14 protein-coding genes and 1 tRNA gene are annotated in these 17,441 nt (G+C 68.2%); 9 read left to right on the top strand and 6 right to left on the bottom strand.

The genetic code is table 11. From position 1 onward, the window contains the following. The first annotated feature begins 1 nt into the window (after position 1). Entirely contained in the window at positions 2-1,441 is a 1,440-nt protein-coding gene (locus B1790_RS09880; RefSeq protein ID WP_198951965.1) for a glycine--tRNA ligase, read from the top strand. A gap of 184 nt (positions 1,442-1,625) precedes the next feature. Beyond that, on the top strand, positions 1,626-2,513 hold the full coding sequence (locus tag B1790_RS09875) for an endonuclease domain-containing protein (RefSeq protein WP_079923034.1): 888 nt from the start codon (positions 1,626-1,628) through the stop codon (positions 2,511-2,513). A gap of 80 nt (positions 2,514-2,593) precedes the next feature. Here B1790_RS09875 and B1790_RS09870 read toward each other — a convergent pair whose 3' ends face one another. Then, on the bottom strand, positions 2,594-4,612 hold the full coding sequence (locus B1790_RS09870) for a TPM domain-containing protein (RefSeq protein WP_142271216.1): 2,019 nt from the start codon (positions 4,610-4,612) through the stop codon (positions 2,594-2,596). A gap of 72 nt (positions 4,613-4,684) precedes the next feature. On the opposite strand from B1790_RS09870, the gene B1790_RS09865 reads away from it, so the two are divergent. Genes B1790_RS09865 through B1790_RS09855 form a run of 3 tightly spaced genes read left to right on the top strand, consistent with a single transcriptional unit; the run spans position 4,685 to position 8,247 of the window. Next, positions 4,685-5,965 carry a deoxyguanosinetriphosphate triphosphohydrolase gene (locus B1790_RS09865; RefSeq protein ID WP_255407258.1) on the top strand — a complete coding sequence of 427 codons (1,281 nt, stop codon included), beginning with the start codon at positions 4,685-4,687 and terminating at the stop codon, positions 5,963-5,965. 4 nt (positions 5,966-5,969) lie between these two features. Continuing rightward, a complete protein-coding gene (dnaG, locus tag B1790_RS09860; RefSeq protein ID WP_079923032.1) occupies positions 5,970-7,904 on the top strand; it encodes a DNA primase in 1,935 nt (644 codons plus the stop codon). Positions 7,905-7,959: 55 nt separating this feature from the next. Then, positions 7,960-8,247 (top strand): hypothetical protein, encoded by a 288-nt coding sequence (locus B1790_RS09855; RefSeq protein ID WP_079923031.1) that lies wholly within the window; start codon positions 7,960-7,962, stop codon positions 8,245-8,247. On the opposite strand, the gene B1790_RS09850 is transcribed toward B1790_RS09855, so the two are convergent. After that, positions 8,244-8,483, bottom strand: coding sequence for a hypothetical protein (locus tag B1790_RS09850; protein ID WP_079923030.1), 240 nt, complete (start codon positions 8,481-8,483; stop codon positions 8,244-8,246). The two genes, B1790_RS09855 and B1790_RS09850, sit on opposite strands and share 4 nt — an antisense overlap. Positions 8,484-8,652: 169 nt before the next feature. On the opposite strand from B1790_RS09850, the gene B1790_RS09845 reads away from it, so the two are divergent. Then, positions 8,653-8,725, top strand: a tRNA-Asn gene (locus B1790_RS09845). Between the two features lie 13 nt (positions 8,726-8,738). Here B1790_RS09845 and B1790_RS09840 read toward each other — a convergent pair. Next, positions 8,739-10,685: an acyl-CoA dehydrogenase gene (locus B1790_RS09840; protein WP_079923114.1), complete on the bottom strand. Its 1,947-nt coding sequence runs from the start codon at positions 10,683-10,685 to the stop codon at positions 8,739-8,741. A gap of 103 nt (positions 10,686-10,788) precedes the next feature. On the opposite strand from B1790_RS09840, the gene B1790_RS09835 reads away from it, so the two are divergent. Further along, positions 10,789-11,520, top strand: a complete 732-nt coding sequence (locus tag B1790_RS09835; RefSeq protein ID WP_079923029.1) for a VIT1/CCC1 transporter family protein — start codon at positions 10,789-10,791, stop codon at positions 11,518-11,520. Between the two features lie 6 nt (positions 11,521-11,526). Here the strand turns inward: B1790_RS09835 and B1790_RS09830 are convergent, their stop codons facing one another. After that, positions 11,527-12,156 (bottom strand): hypothetical protein, encoded by a 630-nt coding sequence (locus B1790_RS09830; protein ID WP_079923028.1) that lies wholly within the window; start codon positions 12,154-12,156, stop codon positions 11,527-11,529. Positions 12,157-12,614: 458 nt separating this feature from the next. After that, the gene (locus tag B1790_RS09825) at positions 12,615-13,070 is read right to left on the bottom strand and encodes a MarR family winged helix-turn-helix transcriptional regulator (protein WP_079923027.1); all 456 of its coding nucleotides are present in this window, start codon (positions 13,068-13,070) and stop codon (positions 12,615-12,617) included. A 105-nt stretch (positions 13,071-13,175) separates the two neighbouring features. Between B1790_RS09825 and B1790_RS09820 the strand changes: the two genes are divergently transcribed. Both B1790_RS09820 and B1790_RS09815 read left to right on the top strand, forming a co-directional pair. Continuing rightward, positions 13,176-15,233, top strand: coding sequence for an ABC transporter ATP-binding protein (locus B1790_RS09820; protein ID WP_079923026.1), 2,058 nt, complete (start codon positions 13,176-13,178; stop codon positions 15,231-15,233). Continuing rightward, entirely contained in the window at positions 15,230-16,060 is an 831-nt protein-coding gene (locus B1790_RS09815; RefSeq protein ID WP_079923025.1) for an energy-coupling factor transporter transmembrane protein EcfT, read from the top strand. Before B1790_RS09820 ends, B1790_RS09815 begins: the two co-directional genes overlap by 4 nt. On the opposite strand, the gene B1790_RS09810 is transcribed toward B1790_RS09815, so the two are convergent. Continuing rightward, positions 16,057-17,394: a sugar ABC transporter substrate-binding protein gene (locus B1790_RS09810; RefSeq protein WP_079923024.1), complete on the bottom strand. Its 1,338-nt coding sequence runs from the start codon at positions 17,392-17,394 to the stop codon at positions 16,057-16,059. The two genes, B1790_RS09815 and B1790_RS09810, sit on opposite strands and share 4 nt — an antisense overlap. Positions 17,395-17,441 lie beyond the last annotated feature (47 nt).

Here is a 17,441-nt window from a genome sequence, read left to right as displayed (position 1 = left end):
CATGCGCCGACGCGCATGTCAATCGACCTTTCAAGGCCCGCTACGCTGTTCACCCGTGGCCTCCATCATCGACACCGTTGCCAATCTCGCGAAGCGCCGTGGACTCGTCTACCAAGCGGGCGAGATCTACGGCGGCACCAAGTCGGCGTGGGACTACGGCCCGCTGGGCGTCGAGCTCAAGGACAACATCAAGCGGCAGTGGTGGCGGTCGGTGGTCACCAGTCGTGAGGACGTCGTCGGGCTGGACAGCTCGATCATCCTGCCGCGTGACGTGTGGGTGGCCTCCGGCCACGTCGCGACGTTCAACGACCCGCTGATCGAATGCCTGAACTGTCACAAGCGGCATCGGCAGGACCACCTGCAGGAGGCGTACGCGCAGAAGAAGGGTCTCGACGACCCAGATGCCGCGCCGATGGCCGAGATCGTGTGCCCGGACTGTGGCACCAAGGGTCAGTGGACCGAGCCGCGCGACTTCAACATGATGCTGAAGACCTACCTCGGGCCGATCGAGAGCGAAGAGGGCATTCACTACCTGCGGCCCGAGACGGCACAGGGCATCTTCGTCAACTTCGCCAACGTGGTGACGACGTCGCGACGCAAGCCGCCCTTCGGCATCGGCCAGATCGGCAAGAGCTTCCGCAACGAGATCACCCCGGGCAACTTCATCTTCCGCACCCGCGAGTTCGAGCAGATGGAGATGGAGTTCTTCGTCGAGCCCTCGACCGCGCCTGAGTGGCACCAGTATTGGATCGACGCGCGGCTGCAGTGGTACGTCGACCTCGGCATCGACCCGGACAACCTGCGGCTCTACGAAACGCCGAAGGAGAAGCTCGCGCACTACTCGGATCGCACCGTCGACATCGAGTACAAGTTCGGCTTCCAGGGCAACCCGTGGGGCGAGCTCGAGGGCGTCGCCAACCGCACCGACCACGACTTGTCCAACCACTCAAAGGCTTCCGGCACCGACCTGTCGTTCTACGACCAGGCCACCGAGACGCGGTACACGCCGTACGTCATCGAGCCGGCCGCCGGGCTGACGCGGTCGCTGATGGCTTTCCTGATCGACGCGTACCACGAAGACGAGGCCCCCAACGCCAAGGGCGGCATCGACAAGCGCACGGTGTTGAAGCTCGACCCGAGGCTCGCGCCGGTCAAGGCCGCCGTGCTGCCGCTGTCGCGCAACTCCGACCTGTCGCCCAAGGCAAAGGACCTCGCCGCCGAGCTCCGCAAGTCGTGGAACATCGAGTTCGACGACGCCGGCGCGATCGGTCGCCGGTACCGGCGACAAGACGAGATCGGCACGCCGTTCTGCGTGACGCTGGACTTCGACTCGCTCGAGGATCACGCCGTGACGATCCGCGAGCGCGACGCGATGACCCAGGAGCGAGTGTCGATCGACGCCGTCTCGGACTACCTCGCGGTGCGCCTCAAGGGCTGCTAGCCCTCTGCCAGCTCCCGCGAGCCCCCACCCGTCGCGCGAGCGTGCGTGTCTGCGGGCGACACGCCGTTGCAATGTCGAAGGTTACGCACGCTCGCGCCGAGCGGACTATCCACAGACGACGGTTCATCCCCAGATGTCGCGGCGGCTCTGGTCGTCGGTCGCCAGCTGACCGACGATCGGCTGCGTGCCACACGATCTCGACGATCTCTTCAACGGGCAAGCTGGCGTTGCGACGACGGGTCAGCTGCTGACCGTATTGAGCCGCAGCCAACTCGACACCCGCATCCAGCGGGGTGATCTGGTCAAGGTGTGGCCGGGGGTCTACAGCCGTGTGGAACTCGATACCCACGTCCGACTGCGCGGTCTGGACCTTCGGGCGGGCGAGCCCGTCGCCCTCTGTCTCTCCAGTGCGGCGGCCGCCTTTGGCTTCGACACCGAGGGCATCGACGACCTTCACGTGCTGAATCCACTTGGGCATCAGCTGCGCAACTCCGACGGTCTGGTGGTGCACCGACGCGACGGAGCGCCGCTGAGCGAGGTCGAGGGCAGGCCGGTGACGGAGCCTGGATGGACCGCAGTCGAGGTGGCTCGTGGATTGCGTCGTCCCCGCGCCTTGGCCACCCTGGATGCGGCGCTGCGCAGCGGAACGTGCGGTCGACGCGACCTGGTTCGCGCCGTGATGAAACAGGCCGGACGACGGGGGATCGTGAATGTCCGCGACCTCGTTCCGTTGGCGGATGCGGCGGCGGAGTCGCCGATGGAGAGCGAGGCCAGGTTGATGATGGTCGACGGTGGCCTTCCGAAACCGGAACTGCAGTACGAACTCGTCGACCGGAGCGGTCGGCTGTGGCGGCTCGACTTTGCTTGGCCGAGTGTGAAATTGGCCGTCGAGTACGACGGGTTCGATTGGCACAGTGACCCGGAGAGCTTTCGCCGCGACAGGCAGAAGCGCGCAGCCCTGCGCGAACTCGACTGGCACGTGATGTCGATCGTGTCCGACGACGTTCGGCGGCGACCCCACGACACGGTGCGGCAGATCAAGTCCGAGGGGGAGCGCGCGTGGGCGGCGTGAGCGTGCGCGAAGTCCGATCGAAAGGCGGCGTGTCGCCCGCAGACACGCACGCTCGCCGGAGAGGGGGAGGCTCGCGGGGGTCAGAAGCGGCCGCCGCCTCCGCCCCAGTCGCCACCCGATCCGCCGAACGACCCTGGGCTCCAGTCTCCACCACCGCCCCCTCCGATACCGCCACGCAGCGCGCCGGAGAGGAGGTTGCCGATGAGGATGCCGCCGAGGATCGCGCCGGTGTTGCCGCCTCCGCCGCCGAATCCACCGCCGCCGTAGCGTCCGGTGTACTGCCGCTGGGTGGCGCTGACGTCGGCGTTGGCCATCGACTGGGCCTGCACCGCCAACATCGCGGCGCCGTTGGCGTGCTGGATGGCCTGCGACGGGTTGGTTGCACCGACCGCCTGGGCGGCCTGCAGTTGCCGCACGGCCTCCGCCAGCCGGGTGCGGGCCTCCGGCCCGACGCTGCCGCGGCGGGTGTCGACGAAGTCCGACACCGAACGCACCTGCGACTGCGCGCTGAACAATGCCTGGTCGAACGCGCGCTTCAGCCGGGCGGCGGCCTCGACCTCGTCGCTGATCACCGCGAGCAGCTGATCGAGGGTGGCGTCGGCCTTGGTCAGCTGGGTGAAGGTGCCCAACGGATCCGCGGTGCCCGCGTTCTGCGCGTGGGCGACGGCCGCGACGGCCTCGTCGCGAGCGGCGCTCAACTCGTCGGCACGCGGAACGCCGCCCCTGGCCAGATGGCCGGACGCAGCGGTGATGCCGTTCTGGATGTCGGCGATCGCCGCGGGCATTTCGGCCACCGCCCGGTTGATGTCGGTGGACGCACTGTCGACCGAGTCGAGCAGCATGCGGGCCTGGCCCAGCGCGGACTCCGCCGACCGGATGGCGTCGACCAGCCCGGCCTGGCTGCCCGCGGGCTTGGCGACGAGCGCCCTGGCCTGGCTGATGCTCTGGTCGGCGAACGACAGTCGCTGCTTGGCGTGGTCGACGTTGTCGGCGATCGACGCCAACGCCGTCTCGGAGAACTGCGAGTGCAGCACCTCGAGGGTCCGGTCGGCGGGTTCGATGCGCGCCGACAGGTCGACCATCTGCTGGGTGAGGATGTCGAGCCGGTCGGGTGCGTTGATGACGAGGTCACGCAGCTTCCCGAAGGCCTCGCGCTGCGCCTCGAGCTCGTCGTCGGCCCGCGCGGCCGCGACGATGACGCGCGTGAGCAGATCGCGCCGCTGCTGGGGCGTCTCGGGGATGGTGTCGTCGAGAATCTGGCGGACGTTGAACGCTTGTGTCAGTGCCGTTTTCGCGCCGTCGACGGCCTTGGTGAACGGGGCGGTGTCCCGCTCGCCGAATTCCTCGACCGCCAGGGTCAATTCGTTGTCGCTGGTGCGCACCGCGTTGTCGACCTCCACGACGATCGACTTGGACAGGTCGTCGAGCGCGTCGAGTGACAGCGACGACAGTGCGTTCGGGTCGGCCGGGTCGACCCGTTTCGCGGCGGTGAACTCGGCCTCGCGGCGCTTGCGCCGCCTGCCCCGTTGCCACACGAGCAGCGCGACCACCGCGAGGGCGATGACGACGAGGACGATGGCGATGCCCACCCACGACACGCTCCCGCTCGACGTGCCGTCGTTCTTCAACCCGCTGGCGGCGACGGTCGCGGCGCCTGCCCAGTCGCCTTGGCGCAAGGCCGGTTCCACTTCGTTGCGCCGAAGCTTGTCTTGATCGGCGTTGCTCATGATGGCGGTGCCCGCCAGCAGTGCGTAGTCGCGGTCCTGGGTGGCGACGGCGAAGATCGCATCCTGGTCGGGCTGGAAGTTGTTGATCTGCATGGCCCGTTGAGCCCAGGCCACCCCGGTCTGGCCGGAGAAGGTGTCGACGTAGACGACCCACAGCCGGACGCGACGGGCCGTGTAGAGGTCGTCGACCGCGGTCTTCACACCGCTCAGTGCGCCGGCGTCCAGGACTCCGGCGTCGTCGGTGACGTAGTCGGTCAGCCGAAGGGGCGGCGCGGCGTTGGCCGTCGGGAGGTTGGGCGTCAGCAGTGCGCCTACGGTCAGTACCGCGAGAAGCATGCTGAGAAGGCGGGCTGCCCTTGGATTCCTGCGCATGACCGCCAATGTAGTGCGCCACGCCCGACGGGCACCCGAGACCGCGTGACGGCCCTGGCAGACTGTGCGTCGGTGGCGCAACATCAGAACGGTTCCGCGGATCGTTACTCGGACTTCGACCTACAGCGGATGGTGGTCGAGGCGCCGAAGAGTGCTGCCCTGGCGGGGACCGACACCGAGCGGCGCACCGACTTCGCGCGGGACCGCGCCAGGGTGCTGCACAGTGCGGCGTTCCGGCGACTGGCCGACAAGACGCAGGTCGTCGGGCCGAGGGAGGGTGACACGCCGCGCACGCGGTTGACGCATTCCCTCGAGGTGGCGCAGATCGGCCGGGGGATGGCCGTTGGCCTCGGCTGCGATCCCGACCTGGTCGACCTGGCTGGGCTGGCTCACGACATCGGCCATCCGCCGTACGGGCACAACGGCGAACGTGCGCTCAACGAGATCGCGAAGGCCTTCGGCGGCTTCGAGGGCAACGCGCAGAACTTCCGGATCCTGTCCAGGTTGGAGCCCAAAGTCCTTGACGACCAAGGACGATCGGTGGGGCTGAACCTGACGAGGGCGTCGCTCGACGCGGTGACGAAGTACCCGTGGCCGCGCGGCGACCGCAAGAAGTTCGGGTTCTACGACGACGACGCCCGCTGGGCCGCCTGGCTGCGCGACGGTGCGCCCGAGGGCAGGCCGTGCCTGGAAGCCCAGGTGATGGACTGGGCCGACGACGTCGCCTATTCGGTGCACGACGTCGAGGACGGCGTCATCTCCGGGCGCATCGACCTGCGCGTGCTGGCCGACACCGACGCGGCGACCTCGTTGGCCCGACTCGGCGCCGAGTCGTTCGACGCCGTGCGCTCCGACGACCTGTTGGCTGCCGCGCAGCGGCTGTCGCAGATTCCCGTGGTGGCGGCGGTCGGCAAGTACGACGGGTCCGTCACGGCCTCGGTCGCCCTCAAGCGGTTGACCAGTGAACTGGTCGGCCGGTTCGCCAACGCAGCGATCACCGCGACCCGGGAAGTGGCAGGAGCCGGTCCGCTCGCGCGCTTCGACACCGAGCTCGCGGTGCCCGCACTGGTGCGCGCCGAGGTCGCGGTGCTGAAGATGCTGGCGTTGCAGTTCATCATGTCCGACCATCAGCACCTGCAGATCCAGGCGGATCAGCGCACCCTCATTCACGAGGTTGCCTTGGCGCTGTGGGCGCAGGCGCCGAGCAGCCTCGACCCGCAGTTCGCCCCCGAGTTCGTGGCGGCCGCCGACGACGGGGCCCGGCTGCGGGTGGTCATCGATCAGATTGCGTCCTACACCGAGGGACGGCTGGAACGCGTGCACCTGGCGCGCTCGCCCCGGCCCTTAGACTGAGCCGGTGGCAGTAGGCAGGAGCGATGGGACGCGGGGCGGGCGGATTCCCGACCGCGACATCGCGGCCATCCGCGAAAGCACCCGCATCGAGGACCTCGTCGGCGACTACGTGCAGCTGCGCCGCGCCGGAGCGGACTCGATGAAGGGGCTCTGCCCGTTCCACGACGAGAAGTCACCGTCGTTCCACGTCCGCCCCAACCACGGCCACTTCCATTGCTTCGGCTGCGGTGAGGGGGGTGACGTCTACGCCTTCCTGCAGAAGATCGAACACGTCAGCTTCGTCGAGGCCGTCGAGATGCTCGCCGACCGGATCAACTACACCGTCACCTACACCGGTGGCTCGACCACCAACGTGCAGAGGGACAAGGGCAGCCGCAGCAGGCTGATCGCCGCCAACGCCGCGGCACAGGCGTTCTACGCCGAGGCGTTGCAGTCCGACGAGGCCGCACCGGCGAGGCAGTACTTGATCGAACGCAACTTCGACGCCGAGGCGGCCGCCCGCTTCGGCTGCGGATTCGCGCCGTCGGGCTGGGACACCTTGACGAAACACTTGCTGCGCAAGGGTTTCGAGTTCAAGGAGCTCGAGGCTGCGGGGCTGTCGATGGAGGGTCGCCGCGGCCCACGGGACCGCTTCAACCGGCGCTTGCTGTGGCCGATTCGGGCCAGTAGCAACGAAGTCATCGGGTTCGGTGCGCGCCGGATCTTCGACGACGACACGATGACCGCCAAGTATCTGAACACCCCGGAAACGGTGCTCTACAAGAAGTCCAACGTCCTGTTCGGACTCGACCTGGCCAAGCGCGACATCGCGAAGGGGCATCAGGCCGTCGTGGTGGAGGGCTACACCGACGTCATGGCCATGCACCTGGCTGGCGTGACGACGGCGGTCGCGTCGTGCGGCACCGCCTTCGGCGAGGAGCACCTGTCGATGCTTCGCCGACTCATGATGGACGACAACTTCTTTCGCGGTGAGCTGATCTACGTCTTCGACGGTGACGCGGCGGGCCGTGCGGCCGCCGTCAAGGCCTTCGACGGCGAGCAGAACCTCTCCGGGCAGTCGTTCGTCGCCGTCGCAGACGAGGGCATGGACCCGTGCGATCTGCGGCTGAAGTCCGGTGACGCCGCCCTGCGCGATCTGGTGGCTCGGCGAACGCCGTTGTTCGAGTTCGTAATTCGCACCGCCCTTGCCGACCACGATCTGGACAGTGCCGAGGGTCGGGTCTCGGCGTTGCGCCGGTGTGTGCCCATGGCGGCCAGGATCAAGGACCCGACCCTGCGCGACGAGTACGCGCGTCAGCTCGCGGGATGGGTGGGCTGGGACGACGTCGCCCAGGTCATCGGCAGGGTGCGCGAGACGGCCAAGGCAGGTGGCGCCGCGCAACGCCGCGACGTCCGGCGTAGTGCTGCCGCGGCGGCTCCGACGGATGCCGTCGTCGTGGCCCGGCCCGATCCGAAGGATCCGACGCTGTGGCCGCAACGCGAGGCGCTCAAGGCGGCACTGCAGTACCCGGCGATCGCGGGGCCCGTCTTCGACACGTTGACCGTGGAGAGCTTCACCCATCCCGGGTACGCGGCGGTGCGCGCTGCGGTGACGGCGGCCGGCGGCATGTCGGCTGGCGGGTCGGGTGGGCAGTGGATCGACTCGGTCCGCGAGCAGGCGGCCTCACCGCACGTGGCAAATCTGATCAACGAGCTGGGCGTCGAGGCGTTCCGGGTCGAGGACGACGATCGCCTGCCCCGCTACATCGGCGGAGTGCTGGCCAGGTTGCAAGAAGTATGGGTCGGCAGGGAGATCGCCGAGATGAAGTCCAAGCTGCAGCGCATGTCACCGGTGGACAACGACGAGGAGTACAACGCGTTGTTCGGCGACCTGGTCGCGATGGAGACCTACCGGCGCAGCCTGCTGGAGCGGGCCAGCGGCGACGACCTTACTGCGTGAGTCGCCGCGTCGCGCTATGGTGAGCTCGCCGTCAGTTCCAACGGAAGGGCACCTCATGACCATCAGCGCACGCCGCGTCGCCACCGCTGGAGCCCTGGCGGCTGCCGCCGTCGCCGCTCCGCTCGCGATCGCGTTCACCAGCGGTGCTGGTCAAGCCGTCGCCGCACCGTGCCTGGCCACCGTCACCACCAACGGCTCCGATCCGGTGTGCGTGGGGTACTCCAACGGAAACCCGACCAACATCGGAACGCCGAACTTCGGCACCTTCGGACCCAACAACGGTCTCGGTGTCTCGACGGGCAACCTGGCCCCCGGCCAGACCTGGCGTCAGCCGATCGCCTAGCGGTTCTTCCCGGGCTGCCATACCGCAGTATCGGCGTCGATCGGCGTCAGCGAGCCGATCGACGCATCGGGTGACACCCGGTCGGCGATCTTGCGTCGACCCGCGTCCAGCACGGCCTTGGTGGCTGGGCTGCCGGTAACGGTACGGAACGTGCCCGCAATTTGTTCGTAGCGACGCCTGCCTGCCTTGGCGCCCAATACGTATCCAACAGCCATGACGGCGGCGACGCGGATCACGGGGTCCCTCTCTCGCGGTAGTGCATTACTTCCATCCTGCCTCGTGCGGCCGAGTGGCGAGAGAACGAGCCCGTCTGCCCCAGCTCACCTGCCCGATATCGGACTTCCGGAGTCCATGCGCTAGAGTCAACGCTCGGTCAGCGTGCACGTCCCGCGGACCGAGTGCTATTCCCCTGTAGCTCAATTGGCAGAGCAGCCGACTGTTAATCGGCAGGTTCGTGGTTCGAGTCCACGCGGGGGAGCTTTACCTCTTGATCATTCCGCGTTCTGCTCCTCGTGCTCGTCGGCGTCGGGGATGTGCTCCGGGTGCAGCATCTCGGCGTAGCGCAGCTGCTCGGGAATCCCGAACCCCTCGACCAATAGCTCAGCGTGGGGGCGCAGCTTGCGGCAGCGGTCGTTGATGCCGCGGGTGACGGCCTTGGAGCGCTCGGTGGACAGGAATCGGTGCTCGATGAACCACGACTTGTCGTCCTCGATCACCGAGAGCGCGTAGAGGTCGCAGACGACCTCGAGGATCCCGCGGGCCTTCTCGTCCTGGCAGGTGTCGATGCCGGCGACGAACGCCTCGAGGATGATCCGGTCGACGTGTGCCTTGGCGGCGTGCAGCACGTGGTCCTGGACGGAGTTGAACGCGTCGAACGGAGACATCTCCTTGGACTTGCCCTGCAGTCGACGCGCGACCGACGCCAGCATGTATTCCTCGCGGTCCTCGAACATCTTGACCTGCGTGCCGCGGTTGAACAGCGAGCCCTCCTCCTCGTTGTCCTGACGCGTGTCGACGATCGTCTGCATGATGGTTTGCGCCGCGGTGCGCTTGAGCACCCGCTCGCCGGCGAAGTTGGCGGCGAACCGCACCCACTGCGCTGGACTCATGCCCTTGACGTCGTCGGCGTAGGCCGTCAGCAGTTCCTTGGCGACCAGCTGCGTCAGCACGTGGTTGTCGCCCTCGAAGGTGGTGAACACGTCTGTGTCGGCCTTCAGCGCGATCAGCCGGTTCTCGGCCAGGTAGCCGGCGCCGCCGCACGCCTCGCGCGCCTCCTGGATGGCGCGGGTGGCGTGCCAGGTGTTGGCGGCCTTCAGCCCGGCGGCGCGCGACTCGAGCTCGCGCTGCTCCTCGGCGTCCGGGTCGTCGGAGGTCTGCAGCTCGTGACACTTGGCCACCAGCTCGTTCTGGGCGAACTGCAGGGCGTAGGACTTGGCGATCAGCGGGAACAGCCGGCGCTGGTGCACCAGGTAATCCATGATCAGCACCTCCTGCTCGGCGCCGGGGGCTTCGAACTGCCTGCGCTCCAGGGCATATCGCGTCGCGATGTCGAGTGCCACCCTGGCGGCGGCGCCGGCGCTGCCGCCGACGGTGACGCGGCCGCGGATGAGCGTGCCGAGCATCGTGAAGAACCGGCGGCCCGGGTTCTCGATCGGTGAGGTGTACGTGCCGTCCTCGGCGACGTCGGCGTACTTGTTGAGCAGGTTCTCCCGCGGGATCCGCACCTGGTCGAACTGGATGCGGCCGTTGTCGACGCCGGGCAGTCCGCCCTTGTACTGGCAGTCCGACGTCGTGACGCCGGGCAGGTCGTTACCGGCGTCGTCGCGGATCGGCACCACGAAGCAGTGCACGCCGTGGCCCTCGCCCTTGGTGATCAGCTGCGCGAACACCGCGGCCACCCGGGCGGTGTTCGCGGCGCCGCCGATGTAGTCCTTGCGCGACGACGGGGTGGGGGAGTCGATCACGAACTCTTGGGTGTCGGGGTCGTAGGTTCCCGTGGTCTCGAGCGCCTGCACGTCGCTGCCGTGCCCGGTCTCGGTCATCGCGAAGCAGCCAAGCAGCTCCAGGTCGATGAGCTTGCGGACGTAGGCGTCGTGGTGGCGTTTGGTGCCGAGGTTCTCGATCGCCCCGCCGAAGAGGCCCCACTGCACCCCGGCCTTCACCATCAGGGACAGGTCCGACATCGCCAGCATCTCGATCTGGGTCACTGCGGCCCCGACGTCGCCGTTGCCGCCGTGCTCCTTCTTGAAGCCGTCCTCAGCGGCGCCGTTGGCGGCCATGATGCGCATCTGCTCGGTGACCTTCGTGCGGGCGATCACCGTGTTGGGCGTGTAGTGCGGCTTGAAGATCTCGGAGGAAAGCTCCTCCCGCATCCGGTTCTTCATGTCGCGCCAACGACCGTCAAGGGCATTACGAAGGTGATCCGCAGTGGTGGTCATGAAGGCCACGTTATCCCCCGAATCCCGCCGTGAAACTGTGATGTGGCAAACCCAGGTCATCCTCATTGAAACCCGTTCCCGCGGTTGGCGTTGAATCATCGTCATGACCGATCCGGACGCCGTGCCGTCACTCGCCGGGATGCCCCATCAGATCGACCACCGTCACCCAGACGTCACTGGCGGCTGGCTGCGGGCCGCCACGTTCGGGGCTATGGACGGCCTGGTCAGCAACACGGCGTTGATCGCGGGCGTCGCCGCCAGCGCCAGCACGAACGCCGTGGTGCTCGCCGGGGTGGCGGGCCTACTGGCGGGATCGTTCTCGATGGCGCTCGGCGAGTTCACCTCGGTGACGACGGCCAACGAGCAGGTCGAGTCCGAGGTCCGGGTAGAGCGCCGCAGCTTCCGCCTGTACCCGGACGCGGAACAGGCCGAGCTCGTCGGCACGCTGACCGACATGGGCATGAGCGTCGAGACCGCAACCAAGGCCGCCGAGGAACTTCACCGGGACGAGACCCGGGCGTTGAACTTTCACCTCGTCCAAGAGCTCGGCGTCGACCCGAACGAGAAGCCGTCACCGTGGGTGGCGGCGGGTTCGTCGTTCGCGATGTTCGCGATCGGCGCCGTCATTCCGCTCATCCCGTTCCTGCTTGGGTACTCGTCGCTGTGGCTCGGGTTGGCGTGCGGTGGGCTCGGCCTGCTGGTCGTCGGCGGGGTGGCGGCACGCGTCACCAAGAAGGCGCCGTGGCTGGGGTCGTTGCGGCAGTTGGCCTTTGGTGGAATCGCTATCGCGGTGACCTATTTGGTGGGCCACCTGATCGGCGCGGCGGTCGGCTAGCTTTGGTCACTGGGGCTCGACGCCGAAGCCACCGCGAAGGTCCTTGCGGGCGGCCGCGATCGTGCGGTCGCACAGCGTCAGCAGCGCGTCGACGTCGAGGTCTGATTCCTCGCCGAGTCGCTTGAGCCATGCCGCTTCTTCGCTCTTGAGGGCGTTCCACTCCTGTTGGTCGTCGCAGGGCGCGACGAGTTGCTGCTTGCACGTGTCCAGTTGTGTCAGGGAGTAACCGTGGTCGCGGAACTGTCGGTCCCATTCGTCGAGCAGCAGTTCGGTGAGCTGGCGGACGGGCTCGGCGGCGTAGATCAGCACCTCTGCCACGCCGTCGTCGAGGCCGAGGCGACCGCGAAGTTCGTAGAGCTCTTCGATGGCCTCGGAGCGTCGTTGCTCGACGGTTTGGTGGGCGCCGGCGAGCGGTTCGGCGCCACGCCTGACGCGCATGGTGGCGGAGAGGAGGGTCTTGAGGGCGACCTTCTTCTCCTCGCCGGCCCGCTGCTCGAAGTCGAGCAACAGCGCGTGCTCCCGGTCGTCGCGCTTGCTTCTGACGTCGATGCGCTTGGTCCAGATGGCCACCGTTGCGGTCGACACGACCGACACCACGGGTACGAGGACGGTCGCGAGGGCGCTCAACCAGGTCATGGTGGTTCAGTCTGCCCGACGGGGGTGGCGCTGACGCGGTTCGGGGTGCGGCCGTCGCTCCGTATGTGTACAGCACAGTTCCCAATGTTGGGAATTTGCTGGAGCAATCGTTGCGGTGGCGCTATCGTGGACATCAGTTACCTGGCCCAGCCACTGCCAGCGTAGGAAAGGAGCTTGCGAGAGCTACGTTTTCGATTCACGGGGGTGAACAGTGGCAAACAATGGCAACTTGGCGCAGTCCGGCGACGTCAGTTCGATGCGGAGGATTACGGGAGCCGCCGCCGCTCTCGACGCGGCGAAGCGGAGCGGGGTCGACGCTGCGGTGTGGCAAGCGGAACGGGATCTGCAGGATGCCGTCCGTTCGGCCCGTGGCCCTGGGTTCTGGCAAGCGGTGGGCTACGCCGTCAAGGGTAATCGGAGGCGGCCCGGTCGTCGGTTGGGTTGGCGGAGAGCCGCTTTCAGCGGTCCTGGGTGGCGTCGGCGAGTATTGCCCGCATCACCCGGACGGCCTCGGTGAGGGACTGGCGGTCGGCGGGATCAAGGCGCGCCAGGTAGGGGTCGACGACGGCGCTGCGGTCGGCGCGCACGCGCGCCAAGACTTCGCGGCCCTTCGCGGTGATGCTGATCAGCACCGCTCTGGCGTCGGCGGGGTCGGTGACGCGCGAGACCAGGGCCGCCTCCTCGAGCCGTCGGACCTGCGTCGTCATGGTGGGCTGTGAGCAGTGGTCGAACGCGGCCAGGTCGGAGATGCGTGCCGCGCCCTGGTCCTCGATCGTGGAGAGCAGTCGAGCTTGGGCGAACGGAAGTTTCATCTTGACCCGCTGGGTGGCGAGCCGGTTGAGTCGGGCGACCACGGACAGCAGATCCGCGGACAGCGCGGTGTCCGGAGGGTGCGTAGCGTGGCTCGATGACATGCCCGCCAGTTTACATAGGACCTCTATAGGTCCGTCGTGGGTTGGGGTGGCGCTCCTCACAGCCTGCTGAGACTGCTCTTGGTCGACAGCTGGCAGAATCGAGAAATGGCCAAGACCGGCAGCGAGACCGGCGGCGGCGCACCTCGGCGAGCTGGTTCGATGAAGCCCGACGAGCTTGCGCACGCCGCCATCATGGCTGCGCTGTGCGCGGCCACCGCGATCATCGCCGTCGTCGTCCCCTTCGCCGCCGGCCTCTCGGTACTCGGCACCGTCCCCATGGGACTGCTCGCGTACCGCCACCGCTTCCGGGTGCTGGTCGCCGCGGCGGTCGCCGGCGGCACCATCGCCTTTCTCATCGCCGGGTTCGGTGGCTTGATGACCGTCGTCAACTGTGCCTACATCGGAGGCTTGGTCGGCATCGTCAAGCGTCGTGGCCGTGGCCTGCCGACGATCGCCGTCGCGGCGGTGATCGCCGGCGCGCTCTTCGGCGTGCTTGGAGTGGGCTTCCTGCTGGTGTTCTATCGGATCCGCGAACTGGTCTTCGCGTCGATCACGGCCAACGTCACCGGCATCGCCGCGGTTCTCGAGCGCATCTCGGGAATGGAGCCCCTGGCGCAGCAGCTGCGCGACGACTTCGGCACGGTGCTCACCTACTGGCCGCTCCTGATCATCGGGTCCAGCGTGCTCAGCATCGGCTCGGTAACCCTCATCGGATGGTGGGCACTGTCCCGGGTGCTCGTCCGACTGTCCGGAGTGCCCGACGTCCACAAGCTCGACTCCGTCGACTCGGCCGAACCCGTCGGCCCGGTGCCCGCCCAGTTCAGTGACGTCCGCTTCCGCTACGACGGCGCGGCCCAGGACGCCCTCGGTCCGGTGTCGCTGACCATCGGCGAGGGCGAGCACGTGGCCGTCACCGGACCCAACGGGTCGGGCAAGACGACGATGATGCTGGTGCTGTCGGGCCGGCAGCCGACCGCTGGCAGCGTCGACCGGCCCGGCGCCGTGGGTCTCGGCAAGGCCGGTGGCACCGCCGTGGTGATGCAGCACCCCGAAAGTCAGGTCCTCGGCAGCCGGGTCGCCGACGACGTCGTATTCGGGCTTCCTCCGGGAACCGAGACCGACGTCGACCGTCTGCTTGCCGAGGTCGGGCTGGAGGGGCTGGCCGAGCGCGACACCGGCAACCTCTCCGGTGGCGAACTGCAGCGCCTCGCGGTCGCTGCGGCGTTGGCCAGGGAGCCCGCATTGTTGATCGCCGACGAGGTCACCAGCATGGTCGACCAGCAGGGGCGCGAGGGTCTTATCGAGGTGCTGTCGGGGCTGACGAAGAAGCATCGGATGTCGCTGGTGCACATCACGCACTACAACGACGAGGCCGCGTCGGCCGACCGGGTGATCGACCTGACGGGCAACGGCGGCAGCGCCGACAACGTCGAGATGGTCAGCACCGCGCCTGCGCCGGCTGCCACCAGTGCGCAGGCTCGCCGCGGCGGGTCACCGCTGTTGGAACTCAAGGGTGTCGGGCACGAGTACGGGCTGGGCACGCCATGGGCGTCGACGGCGCTGCGGGACGTCGACCTCGTGGTCAACGAGGGTGACGGGGTGCTGATCCACGGGTTGAACGGATCCGGCAAGTCGACGCTGGCGTGGATCATGGCCGGGTTGCTGGCGCCGACCGCGGGCACCTGCCTGCTGGACGGCGAGCCCGTCTCCGAACAGGTTGGCGCCGTGGCTATTTCGTTCCAGGCGGCCAGGCTGCAGCTGATGCGTGGACGGGTGGACATGGAGATCGCGTCGGCCGCGGGGTTGGACTACTACGACCACTCGCAGATCGTCGCCGCGTTGGCCATGGTCGGCCTCGATCCGGCGATCGGATTGCGGCGCATCGACCAGCTCAGCGGCGGCCAGATGCGTCGGGTGGTGCTGGCGGGTCTGCTGGCCCGCAAGCCGCGAGTGCTGATCCTCGACGAGCCGCTGGCCGGCCTGGACGCCGCCAGCCAGCGCGGCCTGCTTGGCTTGCTGTCGGCACTGCGTCGCGACGCGGGGTTGACGGTCATCGTGATCTCCCACGACTTCTCGGGACTCGAGGAGCTGTGCCCGCGGACGTTGCACCTTCGAGACGGCGGCGTGATGGCGTCGCCCACCACGGCGGGAGGTGTCGGATGACCGCCCCGCAGCGCCAGTCGCGGCCCGTCGTGCTGCTGAGACCGGTGCCCGGCCGCACCGCCATTCACGAATTGTGGGCAGGCACCAAGCTTCTCGTCGTCGCGATCATCGGCGTGCTGCTGACGCTGTACCCCGGCTGGGTGCCGATCGCGTTGGTGGGCTTGTTCGTCCTGTTGACCGCCAAGATCGCCCACATCCCGCGCGGCGTGCTGCCGTCGGTGCCGCGCTGGCTGTGGTTCCTGCTGTTCCTCGGCGCGTTGACGGCGTCGTTCGCCGGCGGGGCGCCGCACCTCACCGTCGCCTCGGTGGACTTCGGGCTCGGCGGGCTGTTGAAGTTCCTTCAGATCACCGTGCTCTCGATAGTGCTGCTTGGCCTCGGCGGGCTGGTGTCGTGGACCACCAACGTCGCCGAGGTCGCGCCCGCGGTGGCCAAGATTGGTAGGCCGCTGCGCCTGTTTCGCCTGCCGGTCGACGACTACGCCGTGGCCCTGGCGCTGGCCCTGCGCGCCTTCCCGATGCTGATCGACGAATTCCGTGTGCTGTTCGCCGCCCGCAAGCTCAGGCCACGCGACCCCGCCACCACCGCAAGGGAACGCCATCGCCGGTTGAACGCGGAGATCATCGATCTGCTCGCGGCGGCCGTCACCGTGGCGTTGCGTCGCGCCGACGAGATGGGCGACGCGATCACCGCCCGCGGTGGCGCCGGTCAGATCTCCGCGCTGCCGTCACGACCGAAATGGCCCGACGCCGTGGCCTTTGCGACCGTCCTGGTGCTGTGTGCCGTCTCGGTGTACGTGGAGGTCTTCACGCCGTTGGCGACGACTTAGCGGTCGGCGGCGGCGTTGGCGGCTTCTTGGGCGGCCGCGAGACTGCTCGGCACGTCGCGACGGCCGAGGAACATCTCGTCGAAGTAGGGCGTCAACGCCTGATATCCGGCGGCGAAGCCCGGTCCTCCGGGCGCCGGGATGCGTGGTCCGTCGAGCACGCTGAAGAACGGGGTGACGTCCACGCCTCGGGCGGCCCAGTGCGCGAAGTACCCGGGCTGAGCCGCGGTGACGGCCGGGATCGCGGCGCCGCCGCTGCCGAGGAACGCGTTGCCGCGGGTGCTGCCCATCCACTCGAGGACTCGACGCACGGCGTCGGGGTGCGGCGAAGCGGCGTTGCCCGCGGCGGCGATGCCGTTGGTGACGCTGACGCGGCCCTTCGGACCCGTGGGGAGCATCGTGACGCCCCACCGAAACGGGGCCTGATCGGCAATCGCCGCGAGGTTGTAGGTGCCGGACTGGAACAGCGCCATCCTGCCCTGCAGGAATTGGTTGCGGGAGAAGTCCCCGTTGCCGTTGGTGTCCGAGGCCGGGGGAGCGACGTGGTCGCGGTTGACCAGCCCGACCAGGTACTCGAAAGCCTGGACGGCGGCGGGATTGTCGAAGGCGAAGCGGTCGCCGTCCTGGAACGCCCCGCCCGCGGAGCCGACGTAGTTCAGGTAGATGCCCTGCAGGTCGTTGGCGGCGTTGTAGCCCCACTGCCGGATGCGATCCGGGTCGAATCTTGGTGTGTCGGCTCGGTTTCCGGCGGCGTCGACGGTCAGCCGGGCCAGCAGCGGTCGCAGGGTGTCCTCGGCGGGGTCGGGAGACCACTTCAGATCGCTCAGGTCGGCGGGTTCGACCCCGGCCCGGTCGAGCAGGTCGGCGTTGTAGTAGACCGCGATGCCGGCGTCGGTGAGTTGTGGCACCCCCCACAGCACGCCGTTGCGGGTGAACTGCCGAACCACCGAGGCGTCCCACGCCCGGGCCGCGTCGGTGCCGAGGGTCTTCCCGACGTCGAGCAACCTGCCGTTGTCGGCGTAGTTCGCGAAGTAGGCGTTGGACAGCCAGAAGACGTCGTCGGCGCCGCCCCCTGCCACGTCGGTGCGCAGCGTGTCGAAGTACGACGAGTACGCCACGACGTTGATGCGCACCTCGACGTCGGGATGCTCGCGGCTGAACGCGTCGAACGACTGACGGTAGGCCGCGGCGACCTGCTCGTCCCACAGTCGCACCGTCACCACGGTCTTGCCGGAGCGCTCGCTCGACCCGCCGAGGAGCACCGCGGCGCCGAGAAGGACGACCATGACGAGGGCCAGCGCGCCGGCGAACAGCGTGGAGAACTTGGGCTTGGTCATCGCGGCCCCGCGCCGAGACTGCGCTCAGCGTGCTGCTCACTCGCACT

The sequence above is a fragment of the Mycobacterium sp. AT1 genome, from assembly GCF_002043095.1.
Classification (GTDB): domain Bacteria; phylum Actinomycetota; class Actinomycetes; order Mycobacteriales; family Mycobacteriaceae; genus Mycobacterium.
Note: the sequence above shows the minus strand (reverse complement) of the source record. Positions and strands in the feature narration are given on the sequence as shown.

What these genes read in the sequence shown, in the direction of transcription:
- B1790_RS09880 (WP_198951965.1), top strand. Translation starts at nt 2, where the DNA reads ATGCGCCGACGCGCATGTCAATCGACCTTTCAAGGCCCGCTACGCTGT.
- B1790_RS09870 (WP_142271216.1), bottom strand. Translation starts at nt 4,612, where the DNA reads ATGCGCAGGAATCCAAGGGCAGCCCGCCTTCTCAGCATGCTTCTCGCG.
- B1790_RS09855 (WP_079923031.1), top strand. Translation starts at nt 7,960, where the DNA reads ATGACCATCAGCGCACGCCGCGTCGCCACCGCTGGAGCCCTGGCGGCT.
- B1790_RS09840 (WP_079923114.1), bottom strand. Translation starts at nt 10,685, where the DNA reads ATGACCACCACTGCGGATCACCTTCGTAATGCCCTTGACGGTCGTTGG.
- B1790_RS09835 (WP_079923029.1), top strand. Translation starts at nt 10,789, where the DNA reads ATGACCGATCCGGACGCCGTGCCGTCACTCGCCGGGATGCCCCATCAG.
- B1790_RS09830 (WP_079923028.1), bottom strand. Translation starts at nt 12,156, where the DNA reads ATGACCTGGTTGAGCGCCCTCGCGACCGTCCTCGTACCCGTGGTGTCG.
- B1790_RS09825 (WP_079923027.1), bottom strand. Translation starts at nt 13,070, where the DNA reads ATGTCATCGAGCCACGCTACGCACCCTCCGGACACCGCGCTGTCCGCG.
- B1790_RS09820 (WP_079923026.1), top strand. Translation starts at nt 13,176, where the DNA reads ATGGCCAAGACCGGCAGCGAGACCGGCGGCGGCGCACCTCGGCGAGCT.
- B1790_RS09815 (WP_079923025.1), top strand. Translation starts at nt 15,230, where the DNA reads ATGACCGCCCCGCAGCGCCAGTCGCGGCCCGTCGTGCTGCTGAGACCG.
- B1790_RS09810 (WP_079923024.1), bottom strand. Translation starts at nt 17,394, where the DNA reads ATGACCAAGCCCAAGTTCTCCACGCTGTTCGCCGGCGCGCTGGCCCTC.